13 protein-coding genes are annotated in these 14,281 nt (G+C 63.3%); 6 read left to right on the forward strand and 7 right to left on the reverse strand.

What is annotated here, in order from left to right; translation table 11 throughout:
* Positions 1 to 5 precede the first annotated feature (5 nt).
* Together D906_RS15720 and D906_RS15725 are read left to right on the forward strand one after the other, a co-directional pair.
* Positions 6 to 716 (forward strand): DUF3108 domain-containing protein, encoded by a 711-nt coding sequence (locus D906_RS15720; protein ID WP_016715462.1) that lies wholly within the window; start codon positions 6 to 8, stop codon positions 714 to 716.
* Between the two features lie 184 nt (positions 717 to 900).
* Positions 901 to 1,083, forward strand: a complete 183-nt coding sequence (locus tag D906_RS15725; RefSeq protein ID WP_016715461.1) for a hypothetical protein — start codon at positions 901 to 903, stop codon at positions 1,081 to 1,083.
* Between the two features lie 46 nt (positions 1,084 to 1,129).
* Here D906_RS15725 and D906_RS15730 read toward each other — a convergent pair whose 3' ends face one another.
* The 7 genes from D906_RS15730 to D906_RS15760 all read right to left on the reverse strand — a co-directional run bounded on the left by D906_RS15730 (position 1,130) and on the right by D906_RS15760 (position 9,408).
* Complete coding sequence (locus D906_RS15730) at positions 1,130 to 1,669, reverse strand: DUF2058 domain-containing protein (protein WP_016715460.1); 540 nt, start codon at positions 1,667 to 1,669, stop codon at positions 1,130 to 1,132.
* A 26-nt stretch (positions 1,670 to 1,695) separates the two neighbouring features.
* The gene (gene mazG / locus D906_RS15735; RefSeq protein WP_025754884.1) at positions 1,696 to 2,529 is read right to left on the reverse strand and encodes a nucleoside triphosphate pyrophosphohydrolase; all 834 of its coding nucleotides are present in this window, start codon (positions 2,527 to 2,529) and stop codon (positions 1,696 to 1,698) included.
* A 92-nt stretch (positions 2,530 to 2,621) separates the two neighbouring features.
* Entirely contained in the window at positions 2,622 to 4,862 is a 2,241-nt protein-coding gene (gene relA / locus D906_RS15740; RefSeq protein WP_019099300.1) for a GTP diphosphokinase, read from the reverse strand.
* 96 nt (positions 4,863 to 4,958) lie between these two features.
* The gene (gene rlmD / locus D906_RS15745; protein ID WP_019099301.1) at positions 4,959 to 6,317 is read right to left on the reverse strand and encodes a 23S rRNA (uracil(1939)-C(5))-methyltransferase RlmD; all 1,359 of its coding nucleotides are present in this window, start codon (positions 6,315 to 6,317) and stop codon (positions 4,959 to 4,961) included.
* The gene (gene cysM, locus D906_RS15750) at positions 6,318 to 7,217 is read right to left on the reverse strand and encodes a cysteine synthase CysM (RefSeq protein WP_025754883.1); all 900 of its coding nucleotides are present in this window, start codon (positions 7,215 to 7,217) and stop codon (positions 6,318 to 6,320) included.
* A gap of 94 nt (positions 7,218 to 7,311) precedes the next feature.
* Positions 7,312 to 8,685 (reverse strand): cell wall metabolism sensor histidine kinase WalK, encoded by a 1,374-nt coding sequence (locus D906_RS15755; protein WP_025754882.1) that lies wholly within the window; start codon positions 8,683 to 8,685, stop codon positions 7,312 to 7,314.
* 3 nt (positions 8,686 to 8,688) lie between these two features.
* Positions 8,689 to 9,408: a response regulator transcription factor gene (locus tag D906_RS15760; protein WP_019099304.1), complete on the reverse strand. Its 720-nt coding sequence runs from the start codon at positions 9,406 to 9,408 to the stop codon at positions 8,689 to 8,691.
* A gap of 193 nt (positions 9,409 to 9,601) precedes the next feature.
* On the opposite strand from D906_RS15760, the gene D906_RS15765 reads away from it, so the two are divergent.
* Genes D906_RS15765 through D906_RS15780 form a run of 4 tightly spaced genes read left to right on the forward strand, consistent with a single transcriptional unit; the run spans position 9,602 to position 14,250 of the window.
* A complete protein-coding gene (locus D906_RS15765) occupies positions 9,602 to 12,355 on the forward strand; it encodes a response regulator (RefSeq protein ID WP_019099305.1) in 2,754 nt (917 codons plus the stop codon).
* A gap of 35 nt (positions 12,356 to 12,390) precedes the next feature.
* Entirely contained in the window at positions 12,391 to 13,380 is a 990-nt protein-coding gene (locus D906_RS15770) for a 2-hydroxyacid dehydrogenase (protein ID WP_019099306.1), read from the forward strand.
* Positions 13,381 to 13,411: 31 nt separating this feature from the next.
* On the forward strand, positions 13,412 to 13,849 hold the full coding sequence (locus D906_RS15775) for a hypothetical protein (RefSeq protein ID WP_019099307.1): 438 nt from the start codon (positions 13,412 to 13,414) through the stop codon (positions 13,847 to 13,849).
* On the forward strand, positions 13,846 to 14,250 hold the full coding sequence (locus D906_RS15780) for an META domain-containing protein (protein WP_019099308.1): 405 nt from the start codon (positions 13,846 to 13,848) through the stop codon (positions 14,248 to 14,250). Before D906_RS15775 ends, D906_RS15780 begins: the two co-directional genes overlap by 4 nt.
* Positions 14,251 to 14,281: the final 31 nt, after the last annotated feature.

Genomic DNA, 14,281 nt, shown 5'->3' on the forward strand with positions numbered 1-14,281 from the left:
AATTTATGCGTCGCGCCCTGCTTTTGGCTCTCGCCGTGCTCGCCCTGCCCCTCCAGGCAGCTGATCTGAAGCCTTTCTCGGCCAGCTACACCGCCGACTGGAAGCAGCTGCCCATGAGCGGCACCGCCGAGCGCAGCCTGGTCAAGAATGCCAATGGTACCTGGGACCTTAACTTCAAGGCCTCCATGATGATCGCCAGCCTGACCGAGCAAAGCACCCTGCGCATGGAAAACGACACCCTGCTGCCGCAGAAGTACCACTTCGAGCGCGGCGGCCTGGGCAAGGCCAAGAAGGTCGACCTGAACTTCGACTGGACTGGCAAGAAAGTCACCGGCAGCGACCGTGGTGATGCCGTCAGCCTGCCGCTGAACCGTGGCGTGCTGGACAAGTCATCCTACCAGTTGGCCCTGCAGCATGACGTGGCCGCCGGCAAGAAAAGCATGACCTACCAGGTGGTTGATGGTGACGAGATCGACACCTACGACTTCCGCGTGCTGGGCACCGAAAAAGTCACCACCAAGACCGGCCAGGTCGATGCGGTGAAGGTCGAGCGCGTGCGCGACCCAAGCCAGAGCAAGCGCATCACCGAGCTGTGGTTCGCCAAGAACTGGGACTACCTGCTGGTGCAACTGCGCCAGGTAGAGACCGATGGCAAGGAGTACGTGATCGTGCTGCAGGATGGCACGGTCGATGGCAAGCCGGTGAAAGGCAACTGATCCAGCACTGCCTGCAACATCCCAAGCCCCGCCCAGTGCGGGGCTTTTTTATGCTCTTGTGCAAAGGCACTGGCCTTCATGAAACTTGTTTCATGCCCGTTTTATTTACTTAGCCTGCTAACAAACTCTATAAAGAGGGTGTGCGACACACTGTCGCAGCCAACTGAAGAAGTGGAGTTTACCGATGACTGTCCAAGTAACCGAACGCGACGAATCGAAAATGTCCCACGAAAGCCTGGCCGCCGGCATGCGGATCTGGGATGTGCACCAACAAGGTCAACTGGTGGGGATGTTCCACAACGAACACGAAGCGCACCAGTACCGCGTAGAGCTGGAAGACCTGGAAAACCAGCGCACCACGCAATGACCCAGCCTTCAAATAAAAAACCCCGCCAAGGCGGGGTTTTTCGTGTTTACCACATCAGATCATCAGGGATCTTGTAGGCGGCGTACGGGTCATCTTCGTCCGCTTCCTCGACATGGGTATTGAGCAACAGGATACGGCCAGGGTCGCGCTCCTGAATCTTCACCGCCGCTTCGCGAGGGATAACCTCGTAGCCACCGGCATGAGAAACCACGGCCAACGCGCCGTTACTCAGCTTGGTACGCATCAAGGCATTGACGGCAATGCGCTTGACCTTCTTGTCATCGACGAAGTTGTAGTAATCCTCGGTGCTCAGCTTAGGCAGACGAGTAGCTTCGATCAGTTGCTTGATCTGTGCAGCACGGGCCTTCTGCTCGGCCTTTTCCTGCTGCTGGCGATTCAGCTCCTGGTCACGCTTGACCTTTTCGGCCATGGCTTCCTTGGCCATGCGCTGCTGGCTGTCGTCGACTTCGACCTGGCCTTTGTGCTCCATGCGCTTCTGTTTCTTTTCAGCTTTGTTGGTCTGCGAGACCTGTTTCTGGTTGACCAGACCGGCTTTGAGCAATTGGTCGCGAAGGGAAAGGCTCATGAATGTTCACTCACTTATGCAACAGCTCAGCCGCAGCTGGGCAGGTTCTTTTCCTGACGCTTGGCTTCCCCCCAAAGGGCATCCAGTTCGTCAAGGTGACAATCTTCAATGGGGCGACCACTGTCGCGCAATGCCTGTTCGATAAAACGGAAACGTCGTTCGAACTTGCGGTTGGCGCGGCGCAGGGCGTTTTCCGGGTCATGCTTGAGGTGGCGGGCCAGGTTGACGGTGGCGAACAGCAGGTCGCCCACTTCATCTTCGAGGGCATCGGCATCGCCGTCGGCCATGGCCTGCAACACCTCGTCCAGTTCTTCGCGCACCTTGTCCAGCACCGGTAATGCTGCCGGCCAGTCGAAACCGACCGTGGCGGCGCGCTTTTGCAGTTTGGCTGCCCGTGACAGGGCCGGCAAGGCTGACGGCACGTCATCGAGCAGCGACAGTTGCTCGGGCGTGCTTTTCTCGGCCCGCTCCTCGGCCTTGATCTCCTCCCAACGGGACTTGACCTGGGCCTCGCTCAGGCTGGGGGTATCCAGCGGCGCATAAAGCTCGCCGGTAGGGAATACATGTGGATGGCGACGAATCAGCTTGCGGGTGATGCTGTCGACCACGCCATCGAACTCGAAACGCCCCTCCTCCCGGGCCAGCTGGCTGTAGTAGACCACCTGGAACAGCAAGTCGCCCAGCTCACCTTGCAGGTGCTCGAAATCACCGCGCTCGATGGTGTCGGCGACCTCGTAGGCTTCTTCAATCGTGTGCGGGACGATACTCGCGTAGTTCTGCTTGAGGTCCCATGGGCAACCGTACTGCGGGTCGCGCAGGCGGGCCATGAGGTGCAGCAGGTCTTCGAGGGTGTAGGTCATGTAGGCAGGTCCTTCGGTGGCGCCCTCTTCGCGGGCAAGCCCACTCCTACAGGGGTAGGAGCGGGTTTACCCTCGAAGCAGGCGCCGCAGTCTCAAGGGGTACGATTACGCCGCGTCTCGATGATGTTCGGCAACTGCGAAATCCGCCCCAGCAGGCGCCCCAGCGCGTCCAGGCCTGGAATCTCGATGGTCAGCGACATCAGCGCGGTGTTGTCTTCCTTGTTCGAGCGGGTGTTCACCGCCAGCACGTTGATTTTCTCGTTCAGCAGCACCTGCGAAACGTCGCGCAGCAGGCCCGGGCGGTCGTAGGCACGAATAACGATGTCAACCGGGTAGGTCTGCACCGGGATCGGCCCCCAGCTCACCTGGATCATGCGCTCCGGCTCCTTGCCCGCCAGCTGCAGCACCGAGGCGCAGTCCTGGCGGTGGATGCTCACGCCACGGCCCTGGGTGATGTAGCCGACAATGGCATCGCCCGGCAGCGGCTGGCAGCAGCCGGCCATCTGCGTCAGCAGGTTGCCGACCCCCTGGATCTGGATATCACCACGCTTGCCAGTACGCGGGCCGGTAGGCTTGCGCGGCACCAGCTCGATCTGCTCGACACGCTCGGGTTCCAGCAACTGCTGGGCAGCATTGACCAGATGGGCCAGGCGTAGGTCGCCCGCCCCCAGCGAGGCGAACATGTCCTCGGCGGTCTTGACGTTGGTTTTCTCGGCCAGGCGCTCGAAGTCGACCTGCGGCAGGCCCAGGCGGCTGAGTTCACGTTCGAGCAAGGTCTTGCCAGCGGCGACGTTCTGGTCGCGCGCCTGCAGCTTGAACCAGTGCACGATCTTGGCCCGCGCCCGCGAGGTGGTGACATAGCCCAGGTTGGAGTTCAACCAGTCGCGGCTGGGGTTACCGTGCTTGCTGGTGATGATCTCGACCTGCTCGCCGGTCTGCAGGCTGTAGTTCAGCGGTACTATACGGCCGTTGATCTTGGCGCCACGGCAGTTATGGCCAATCTCGGTGTGCACCCGGTAGGCGAAGTCCAGCGGCGTGGCACCCTTGGGCAGGTCGATGGCATGGCCGTCCGGTGTGAATACATAAACCCGGTCCGGCTCGATGTCGACGCGCAACTGCTCGGCCAAGCCACCGATGTCGCCCAGCTCTTCGTGCCACTCCAGCACCTGGCGCAGCCAGGAGATCTTCTCTTCGTAGTGGTTGGAGCTCGGCTTGACGTCGGTGCCCTTGTAGCGCCAGTGGGCGCATACGCCGAGCTCGGCTTCTTCGTGCATGCCGTGGGTACGGATCTGCACTTCCAGCACCTTGCCCTCCGGGCCGATCACCGCCGTGTGCAGCGAGCGATAGCCGTTCTCCTTGGGGTTGGCGATGTAGTCGTCGAACTCTTTGGGGATGTGCCGCCACAGCGTGTGCACAATGCCCAGCGCGGTGTAGCAGTCGCGGATTTCCGGCACCAGCACGCGCACCGCACGCACGTCGTAGATCTGGCTGAATTCCAGGCCTTTGCGCTGCATCTTGCGCCAGATCGAATAGATGTGTTTCGCCCGACCGCTGATATCGGCCTTCACGCCCGTGGCCAGCAACTCGTTCTGCAACTGGTTCATCACGTCGCTGATGAAGCGCTCGCGGTCCAGCCGGCGCTCGTGCAGCAGTTTGGCGATCTGCTTGTACTGGTCGGGTTCGAGGTAGCGGAAAGACAGGTCTTCCAGCTCCCACTTGATGTGGCCGATACCCAGGCGGTGCGCCAGCGGCGCATAGATGTCGAACACCTCGCGCGCGACACGCAGGCGTTTCTCGTCGTCAGCAGCCTTGACCGCACGGATCGCGCAGGTGCGCTCGGCCAGCTTGATCAGCGCCACACGCACGTCGTCGACCATGGCCACGAGCATCTTGCGCAGGTTCTCGACCTGCGCCTGCGAGCCCAGCACCAGCGACTGCCGCGGGCTGAGGCTGGCACTGATGGCGGCCATGCGCAGCACGCCGTCGATCAGCTTCGACACCACCGGGCCAAAACGTTGGCTGACTTCAGCCAGGGTGACCTTGCCTTCGCGCACCGAGCGGTAGATGACCGCTGCCACCAGGGAGTCCTGGTCGAGCTTGAGGTCGGCGAGGATTTCGGCGATCTCCAGCCCCGCCTGGAAGCTGGACGTACCGTCCGCCCAGGAATGCTTGGCCGGGTTGCCCTTTTTCTCGACCTCGTGGGCAAACTCGCAGGCCTCTTTCAGCGCTGCGCGATCCAGTGCCGAATCGACGCTTACCACATGGTCCAACCATGCTTCGAGATTGATACTGCCGTCGGTGTTGACCGGCTGGTGCACTCTCACCTGTACCATCTTTGTTTTACCTTTCCATACAGCGCACCACGCGGATGCGCTGGCGATCACCGTGCGGCTGCCATTCCATGGAAGCCGCACCAAGGGGCCAGTCTGCTAGCCCGCTTCGAATAACGCCATGGCCTCGACATGCGCCGTTTGAGGAAACATGTCGAGAATCCCGGCCCTTTTTAACCGGTACCCCTGGCCGACCAGCACCTGGGCGTCTCGCGCCAGCGTGGCCGGGTTGCACGATACGTAGACCAGCCGTTTGGCCTGGAGGCGTGCGATGCCTTGCACCACCTCGAAAGCACCGTCGCGCGGTGGATCCAAGAGTACCGCAGAAAAGCCCTCGGCGGCCCATCCGGTGCCTGCCAAAGGCTGCGATAAATCGGCCTGAAAAAACCGTGCGTTATGCACATTGTTGTTTCGGGCATTGGCCGCGGCCCGATCGACCATGGCCTGTACACCTTCCACAGCCACCACTTCGCGCGCCTGGCGGGCCAGCGGCAGGGCGAAGTTGCCCAAGCCGCAGAACAGGTCCAGCACACGTTCGTCGGCCTGCGGTGCGAGCCAGGCCAGGGCCTGCTCGATCATCGCCGTGTTGACCTGGGCATTCACCTGGACGAAGTCGCCCGGGCGCCAGGCCAGTTCCAGCTGCCACGGTGCCAAGGCAAAGCCCAGTTGTGCGGTAGCGTCCACCGGCGCAGGTTCACCTTCACCCTGCAACCACAGCTGGGCATCGGCCTGCTCGCAAAACGCCTGCAGTTTCGCCAGGTCTTCTGCCGGCAGCGGCGCAACATGACGCACCAGCACCGCCTCGGCGGTACCACTGAACAGCTCCACGTGGCCCAGCGCCTGGGGTTTGCTCAACGAACGCAGCACCGTCGGCAAGTGGCGCAGAATCGACTGCAAAGGCTGTACCAGTACCGCGCAATCGTCGATGGCGATGATGGCCTGGCTGGCTTCGGCACGGAAGCCGACCTCCAGCTGACGCGCCTTGACGTCCCAGCGAACGGCCACGCGGGCACGGCGTCGGTAGCCAAATTCCGGCCCGCTCAGCGGTGCGGCCCATTCCTCGGGCTGCACGCCAGCCACTCGCTGCAGCTGTTCGGCCAGCGTGCGCTGTTTGAGCGCCAGTTGCGCTTCGTGCGGCAGGTGCTGCAGGTTGCAGCCTCCGCAGCGGTCGTAATAACGGCACGGCGCCTCGCGGCGCTCGGGGCTGGCCTGTAGCAGGCGCTCCAGGCGGGCCTCGACCACTTTGCCACGGGCATTGAGCACGCGCGCCTCCACGGCCTCACCGGCCAGGGCGCCACTGACAAACCAGGTGCGCCCGTCAAGGAAGGCAATGCCACGGCCGTCACCGGCCAGGCGCTCGATATCCAGGCGCTGCTTCTTGCCCACGGGGACCTGGGGGCTACGGTTGCCGCCGGCCGGCTGAAAGCGCAGGCCGCTGTTGCTTTTTTTCTTGGACATTTAGCTCGGGTCGAACAGGCCGGTGGACAGGTAACGGTCGCCGCGGTCGCAAATGATCGCGACCATCACGGCATTTTCCACCTCACGGGACAGGCGCAGCATGGCTGCGACCGCACCACCGGAAGACACGCCGCAGAAAATGCCCTCTTCACGGGCAAGGCGGCGGGTGGTGTCTTCGGCTTCCTGCTGCGACATGTCGACCACGCGGTCTACGCGGGTGGCGTCGAAAATTTTCGGCAGGTATTCCTCGGGCCAGCGGCGAATGCCTGGAATGGCCGAGCCTTCCATGGGCTGCAGGCCGATGATCTGCACCGCCGGATTCTGCTCCTTGAGGTACTGCGAGCAGCCCATGATGGTGCCGGTGGTGCCCATGGAACTGACGAAATGGGTAATGGTGCCTTGGGTCTGCTGCCAGATTTCCGGGCCAGTGCTGTTGTAGTGGGCGATCGGGTTGTCGCCGTTGGCGAACTGGTCAAGCACCAGGCCGCGGCCTTCGGCCTGCAGCTTCTCGGCCAGGTCGCGGGCACCTTCCATGCCCTCTTCCTTGGTCACCAGAATCAGCTCGGCGCCGTAGGCGGTCATCGCGGCCTTACGCTCGGCGGTGGAATTGTCGGGCATGATCAGGATCATCTTGTAACCCTTGATTGCCGCCGCCATCGCCAGGGCGATGCCGGTGTTGCCGGAGGTGGCTTCGATCAAGGTGTCGCCGGGCTTGATCTGGCCACGCAGCTCGGCGCGGGTGATCATCGACAGCGCAGGGCGGTCTTTCACCGAGCCGGCAGGATTGTTACCTTCGAGCTTGAGCAGGAGGGTGTTGCTGGTTTCGCCAGCAATGCGCTGCAGGCGAACCAGTGGCGTATTGCCGACGCAATCGGCGATGGTTGGGTACTGCAAGGTCATGGCGTATTTCACAATCCGGACGGCAGGGGCGCCTATCATACCGGCAAACCCTTCGCGGCCATATCACGCAATCTGTAGAACATATAGCTACAAGCTATAAGGCGTCCTGCGCCCGCGCCGAGACCACCGCATGTGACGGCAAGCGCATCCACAGTTGCAGCCCACGCTTGCCATTCTGCGCCCACAAAGTGCCGCCCTGGCGCTGGATGGCACTGCGGGCGATGCTCAGCCCCAAGCCAAAACCACCATCCCCCGGCCGCGAACCGTCCAGCCGCGAGAACGGCGCGAAGATCCGTTCCAGGTCCTCTTCTGCCACACCCCCGCCTTCATCTTCCAGCCACAACCACCAGTAACTGCCTTCGCGCTGCCCACCCAGGCGCACCACACCCTCGGCAGGCGAGTGACGAATGGCATTGCGCAACATGTTTTCCAGTGCCTGGGCCAAGTGGTTGAGGTTGCCCTGCACCCAGCAGTCGGCCGGCACTTCACAGCGCAAGCGCTCAAGCGACCAACCGCTCTCGTAGCTGGCATTCTCGGCCAGCAGCTCCCACAACGCGTGGACTTCGATCGGCTCCAGGTTCATCGGCGCACGTTCGGCGTCCTGCCAGGCCAACTGCAGGGTGTCTTCTACCAGTTGCTGCATACCATCCACTTCACGGGTCAGGCGCTCGCGCAGGCGTTGCAAGTCGGTTTCACCGTCACAGGCCACCCGCAGCCGGCTCAACGGCGTGCGCATTTCATGCGACAAGTCGCGCAACAACTGCTGCTGCATGGCCACCGTGCCCTGCAGCCGCTCGGCCATCTGGTCGAAGGCGCGGGCCAGCTCGCCCAGCTCGTCATGCCGGGCGATGGTGCGCGAGTCCAGGCGTGCCGACAGCTGGTCGGCACGCCAGGCATTGGCCTGTTCGCGCAGCTGGTTCAAGGGCACGATCAACATGCGGTACAGCCCCACGCACAGCAGCAAGGTGAACAGGCCGGGGATGATGCCGTTGGTGACGATGCGCCACAGCAAGCGGTACTGGTCCGGATTGAACCGTTGCGGCAGTTCGATCACCAGCATGCCCTGCTCCGGCGCCGACGGGAACGGTACACGCACCCAAGGCTGGTCGACGCTGCGACGGCTCATAGGCCAATCGACCCCGCGCAGGCGCGTCAGGCGCTGCATGATCTGCGGGTTGAGGGTGGCACTGTCGAGGGGCCGCAGGTTGATATCCAGCACACCCACCCAGCCCCGTTCGCGCTGGTGCATCGCCGCCACCCACTGGTCCACCCCCGCCCGCCCACCGCTACGCCAGGCTTGCTCGGCCTCGGCGGCATAGCCACGCAGCGTTTGCCGCGCCGGCTCAGAGAGGAAAGCGTTCTGGATTTCCATGTGCCGGCCCCAGGTATAACTGAGGCCAATCATCAGCAGGCAGAAGCCCACCAGCAAGATGGCCAGCTTCCAGAACAACGAATGGCGGTCGAGCATGGCTTACTCCGCCTCGGTGGCGCTGAGCACGTAGCCCTTGCCCCACACGGTGCGGATCTGCCGCTCGTCATAGCCGATGCCCTTGAGCTTGCGGCGGATCTGGCTGACATGCATGTCCAGGCTGCGGTCATGCCGCGAATAGCCGCGTTGCAACACCTGCTGGTAAAGGAACGGCTTGCTCAGAACGTCATCGAGGTTGCGGTTGAGGATGTCGAGCAGGCGGAATTCGCTGGGTGTAAGGCCTGCCAGGCGGCCATCCAGCCGCACATCGCACAGCCCCTCGTCGAACTGCAGCTCACCGCCGCCGGCCTGCTCCTGCGGCGCCTGATGACGCCGCTCAAGGGCCACCCGACGCAGGATGGCCTCGATGCGCACCTGCAGCTCGGCCATGCTGAACGGTTTGGGCAGGTAGTCATCGGCCCCACGCTGGAAACCACTGATACGGTCGGCCTCGGCACCCAGCGCCGACATCAGGATCACTGGCGTGGCGCTGCGCTGGCGTAACTGTGCCAACGCGTCAAGGCCATTGAGCCCGGGCAACAGGATGTCCATCAGCACCACATCGAACACCTGACGCCCGGCCGTCTCCAGGCCCTCCAGGCCATTGCGGCACCAGGTCACCTGAAAGCCGCCGCGTTGCAGTTCTTCGTGCAGGTAGGCACCGAGCACCGGATCATCCTCGATGGCGAGGATAGTGGAGTTGTGAATAGCTACAGGATTCATTGGCAACTGCCATGCATTCTCAATTGCGCGATTATTGAGCATCCACCGCCTGCCAGGCAACCGCCCTGCGACCAATGCACCGGCAATGGCGCAAAACACATACTAAAGAGGTGCAATGGTGCCGCAGGCGGAGTAACTTCGCGGCTTGGCCGTCACCACTTGACGGCATCCAGGCACATCACAGGAGGCGAGTGTGCTCGATCGCTTGGGAATCCGTAGCCGGGTCCTGCTGCTGGCACTGCTGCCGGCCGGCCTGATGGCCCTGGTGCTGGGCAGTTACTTCACCTGGCTGCAACAGAACGACCTGCGCACCCAGCTGTTGCAGCGTGGCAAGATGATTGCCGAACAACTGGCGCCACTGGCCGCCCCCGCCATGGCCCGGCTCGCGCCAGCGCAACTGGAGCGTATCGCCGCGCAGACCCTGGAGCAGTCCGATGTACGGGCCGTTGCCTTCCTGGCCCCGGACCGCACACGCCTGGCCCACGCTGGCCCGAGCATGCTCAACCAGCCCCCCAGCGGCGGTACGGGCACCCAGCTGTTGCAACGCAGCGGCAACGACGCCACCCGCTACCTGATGCCTGTCTTCGGCCACCACCGTGATCTGGCCACCGATGCCGTACCGGCCGAGGCCGAGCGCCTGCTGGGATGGGTCGAGATCGAGCTGTCGCACGACGGCACACTGCTGCGCGGTTATCGCAACCTGTTCACCAGCCTGTTGCTGATCCTCGCTTGCCTGGCCCTCAGCGGCCTGCTGGCGCTGCGCATGAGCCGCACCATCAACGGCCCCATCGAGCGCATCAAGCACGCGGTCAACCAGCTCAAGGACGGCCACCTGGAAGAACGCCTGCCAACCATGGGCAGCCATGAGCTGGACGAGCTGGCACACGGTATCAACCGCATGGCCGAAACCCTGCAAAATGCCCATGAAGAACTGCAGCACAGCATCGACCAGGCCACCGAAGACGTGCGCCAGAACCTCGAAACCATCGAGATTCAGAACATCGAGCTGGACATGGCACGCAAGGAGGCGCTTGAGGCCAGCCGCATCAAGTCGGAGTTCCTGGCCAACATGAGCCACGAGATCCGCACCCCGCTCAATGGCATTCTGGGGTTTACCCACCTGCTGCAAAAAAGCGAGATGACGCCGCGCCAGCTGGACTACCTGAGCACCATCGAGAAATCCGCCGACAATTTGCTCGGGATCATCAACGAGATCCTCGATTTCTCCAAGATCGAGGCCGGCAAACTGGTGCTCGACAGCATCCCGTTCAACCTGCGTGACCTGGTTCAGGATACGCTGACCATCCTGGCACCGGCCGCCCACGCCAAGCAGCTGGAATTGCTCAGCCTGATCTATCGCGACACGCCCGCTTCGTTGATCGGCGACCCGCTGCGGCTCAAGCAGATCCTGACCAACCTGGTCAGCAACGCCATCAAGTTCACCCGCGAAGGCACCATCGTCGTACGTGCCATGCTCGAAGACGAGCACGAAGACAGCGCACAGCTGCGCATCAGTGTGCAGGACACCGGTATCGGCCTGTCGCCGCAGGATGTACGTACACTGTTCCAGGCCTTCAGCCAGGCCGACAACTCGCTGGCCCGCCAGCCCGGCGGCACCGGCCTGGGGCTGGTGATTTCCAAACGCCTGATCGAGCAGATGGGCGGCGAAATCGGCGTCGACAGCACCCCGGGCGAAGGGTCGCAGTTCTGGATCAGCCTCAACCTGCCCAAAGCCCACGACGATGTCGAGGCGTTTGCGCTACAGCCGCTGCTGGGCCGCCGCGCCGCCATCGTCGACGGCCACGAGCTGGCCCGTCAGGCGCTGGAACACCAACTGGAAGACTGCGGCCTCAGTGTCAGCCTGTTCACCTCCTACGACCAGCTGCTGCAAGCGGTGCAAGCTGCCAGCCAGGCCGGCCAGCCGTTCGAGTTCGCCGTGCTCGGGGCCAACCTGGGCACCCTGTCGCCCGAGCAACTGGGCCACTACCACCAGCAGCTTGAGCGCCACCACTGCCAATGCGTGGTGCTGTGCCCGACCACCGAGCAAGCCCTTTACCACCCGTTCCTGCCCAATGGTCATGGCCAGTTGCTGTCCAAGCCGACCTGCACCCGCAAACTGCGCCGCCTGCTGCTGGAGCTGGTGCAACCACGCCGCCCGCTGGGCGAAGCGAACAGCATCAACGGCCAGCGGCAGCCGAAAATCCTGTGCGTCGACGACAATGCCGCCAACTTGCTGTTGGTCCAGACCCTGCTAGAGGACCTTGGCGCCGAGGTGCTGGCCGTAGACAACGGTTATGCCGCGGTAAAGGCCGTACAGGACGAGCCCTTCGACCTGATACTGATGGACGTGCAGATGCCCGGCATGGATGGCCGCGCCTGCACAGAGCAGATTCGGCTTTGGGAAAATACCCAAAGTGGCAACCCGCTGCCGATCGTTGCCCTTACCGCCCACGCCATGGCCAATGAAAAACGCGCATTGCTGCACGGCGGCATGGACGACTACCTGACCAAGCCAATCAGCGAACGGCAACTGGCCCAGGTGGTGATGAAATGGACGGGGCTGAGCCTGGGCACACCGCGGCAGGCGCAAACCGATCTGTTGGCCAACAGCGATGAGCTCAAGGTACTCGACCCCGAAGAAGGCTTGCGCCTGGCGGCAGGCAAGGCGGACCTGGCAGCCGACATGCTGAGCATGCTGCTGGCCTCGCTGGAGGCAGACCGCGAAGCCATTCGTGCGGCCCGCGATGCAGACGACCGCAATGGCCTGATCGAGCAGGTACACCGCCTGAACGGCGCCTCGCGCTATTGCGGTGTGCCGCAGTTGCGCGCGGCCTGCCAGCGCAGCGAGACCTTGCTCAAGCAGGAAAGTCCGCAGGCACAGCAGGCGCTGGATGAGCTGGACGGTGCGATCAGCCGGCTGGCGGCGCAGGCCAGATTGAGCGCTTGAACAGAGCGGTCGAGTTTTGAATGAGGAGCCCCACCATGCGAGCCCTGTTGTTCAGCAGTCAGCACTACGATCAGGAAAGCTTCACCCGGGCCGCCAGTGGCAGCACCCTGGAACTGCACTTCCAGCCTGCCCGCCTGACGCTCGACACCGCCGCCCTGGCCAGCGGCTACGAAGTCGTTTGTGCCTTCATCAATGACGAACTCGACGCCCCGGTGCTGCAGCGCCTGGCCGCCGGTGGCACACGCCTGATCGCGCTGCGTTCGGCCGGCTACAACCACGTCGACCTGGCCGAAGCCCAGCGGCTGGGCCTTGAGGTGGTTCGCGTGCCAGCCTACTCGCCACACGCCGTGGCCGAGCACGCCGTGGCGTTGATCCTGGCCCTCAACCGGCGCCTGCACCGGGCCTACAACCGCACCCGCGAAGGTGATTTCACCCTGCACGGGCTCACCGGCTTCGACCTGCACGGCAAAACCGTCGGTGTGGTCGGCACCGGCCAGATCGGCGCGGCCTTTGCCCGCATCATGGCCGGTTTCGGCTGCCAACTGCTGGCCTACGACCCCTACCCCAACCCGGAACTGCTGGCCCTCGGTGCGCGTTACCTGACCATGCCCGAGTTGCTACGCGAAGCCCGCATCATCAGCCTGCACTGCCCGCTGACCGAGCACACCCGCCACTTGATCAACGCACAGAGCCTGGCCCAGCTGCAACCCGGTGCCATGCTCATAAACACGGGCCGTGGCGCGCTGGTCGACACCCCGGCACTGATCGATGCGCTGAAAAGCGGCCAACTCGGCTACCTGGGCCTGGATGTCTACGAAGAAGAAGCCCAGCTGTTCTTCGAAGACCGCTCCGACCTGCCCCTGCAAGACGATGTGCTGGCGCGCCTGCTGACCTTCCCCAACGTGATCATCACGGCTCACCAGGCCTTCCTCACCCGCGAGGCGCTGGATGCCATCGCCGCGACCACGCTGGACAACATCAACCGCTGGGCGGCGGGCAATCCACAGAATCTGGTGATGGGTTAATGCTAGGATACGCGGCATTTCTGGAGGACCCATGGTCGAGCACGATTTCCGTTACACCCTTTTCAACCCGCAACACACCCTGATCGAGTGCCGCGCACTGGTGCCAGGCCGCTACCAGGTCACTGGCAACGGCGGCTCGATGCACAAAGGCGACACTCTGCTGGTCACCCTCAAAGGCAGCAAGGACCTGTCCATGCGCCTGACCGTGGAAAGCGTGCGCCACCTGATCAACCCGCGCGGCCAGTGGGTTGCCGTGGCCAGCGGTCCGGTGTTCAACGAGCTGGAAATCCTCACCTGGCAGGTCGAGTGCGACAGCTGCGATGCCGTGCTGGACTTCGAATTTGCCGTGGACGCCAAGCTGGGCAAACAAGCCCGCCAACCCGCTGCCAGCGCGCGCATTGCCGAACTGGGCTGGGCCAGCCGTGGCGACAAACACCTGTGCCCGCGTTGCCAGGAGAGCGTCGAGTGAAAAATCTGCTGACCGGCGTGCTGATTGCCACCGGCCTGCTCGGCTGCGCCGCAGAACCTTCGAAGCTGCAGCAGGAACGCAGCTATGTGCTGGAGTGGATTGGCGAACGCCCGCTGATCGACTACAGCCACCTGACCCTGACCCTGGCCAGCGACGGCCGCGCCTATGGCAATGGCGGTTGCAACCACTGGTTTGCGCCGTACACGCTGGACGGTGAGCACCTGAGCTTCGGCAAGGTCGGCAAGACCCGCAAGCTGTGCGCGCCAGCGTTGATGGAGCAGGAAAAGCGCTTCTTGCAGGCACTGGAAACGGTGCAGCGCTGGGATGTGTCGCCAGTGGAGCAGATGCGCTTCTGGCCGGCCGAAGGCAAGCCGCTGCGATTCTGGCCTGAAGAAGGCTGATATCATGGGGGGCTGCCCTGCAGCCCCACCT

Source organism: Pseudomonas sp. LAIL14HWK12:I1, from assembly GCF_003202095.1.
GTDB lineage: Bacteria > Pseudomonadota > Gammaproteobacteria > Pseudomonadales > Pseudomonadaceae > Aquipseudomonas > Aquipseudomonas monteilii.

What these genes read in the sequence shown, in the direction of transcription:
- D906_RS15720 (WP_016715462.1), top strand. Translation starts at nt 6, where the DNA reads ATGCGTCGCGCCCTGCTTTTGGCTCTCGCCGTGCTCGCCCTGCCCCTC.
- D906_RS15725 (WP_016715461.1), top strand. Translation starts at nt 901, where the DNA reads ATGACTGTCCAAGTAACCGAACGCGACGAATCGAAAATGTCCCACGAA.
- D906_RS15730 (WP_016715460.1), bottom strand. Translation starts at nt 1,669, where the DNA reads ATGAGCCTTTCCCTTCGCGACCAATTGCTCAAAGCCGGTCTGGTCAAC.
- mazG (WP_025754884.1), bottom strand. Translation starts at nt 2,529, where the DNA reads ATGACCTACACCCTCGAAGACCTGCTGCACCTCATGGCCCGCCTGCGC.
- relA (WP_019099300.1), bottom strand. Translation starts at nt 4,862, where the DNA reads ATGGTACAGGTGAGAGTGCACCAGCCGGTCAACACCGACGGCAGTATC.
- rlmD (WP_019099301.1), bottom strand. Translation starts at nt 6,317, where the DNA reads ATGTCCAAGAAAAAAAGCAACAGCGGCCTGCGCTTTCAGCCGGCCGGC.
- cysM (WP_025754883.1), bottom strand. Translation starts at nt 7,217, where the DNA reads ATGACCTTGCAGTACCCAACCATCGCCGATTGCGTCGGCAATACGCCA.
- D906_RS15755 (WP_025754882.1), bottom strand. Translation starts at nt 8,685, where the DNA reads ATGCTCGACCGCCATTCGTTGTTCTGGAAGCTGGCCATCTTGCTGGTG.
- D906_RS15760 (WP_019099304.1), bottom strand. Translation starts at nt 9,408, where the DNA reads ATGAATCCTGTAGCTATTCACAACTCCACTATCCTCGCCATCGAGGAT.
- D906_RS15770 (WP_019099306.1), top strand. Translation starts at nt 12,391, where the DNA reads ATGCGAGCCCTGTTGTTCAGCAGTCAGCACTACGATCAGGAAAGCTTC.
- D906_RS15775 (WP_019099307.1), top strand. Translation starts at nt 13,412, where the DNA reads ATGGTCGAGCACGATTTCCGTTACACCCTTTTCAACCCGCAACACACC.